General features: G+C 43.9%; 1 protein-coding gene. It reads right to left on the bottom strand.

What is annotated here, in order from left to right; genetic code table 11:
• A partial coding sequence (locus HMPREF2715_RS11445; RefSeq protein ID WP_141757457.1) for a hypothetical protein occupies positions 1 to 255 on the bottom strand: 255 nt, incomplete at both ends.

Here is a 255-nt window from a genome sequence, read left to right as displayed (position 1 = left end):
TAGCACGTACATTACCTTCAGGAATAGGCACCGTAGGTGTAATCGTAACTCGACCATTACTATCCGTCGTACCTGAACCAATCACGTTGTTATCCTTATCAAGTAACTCAACACGTGTATTCGGGTCTGTCGTTACGGTAATCGGTGTTTTAGTCGTTGCTTTACCAGTTAAATCATTTGTCACAACAGGTTCCGTCGGAGGCGAAGTATCAGTTGCTTTCTTAGGTGTAGAAGTTGAGACATTTGGGTGTTCCG

It is taken from the genome of Staphylococcus sp. HMSC062A01, from assembly GCF_001836805.1.
Taxonomy (GTDB): domain Bacteria; phylum Bacillota; class Bacilli; order Staphylococcales; family Staphylococcaceae; genus Staphylococcus; species Staphylococcus haemolyticus.
The sequence above is the reverse complement of the archived record's forward strand: the minus strand, read 5'-3'. Positions and strand labels throughout refer to the sequence as shown.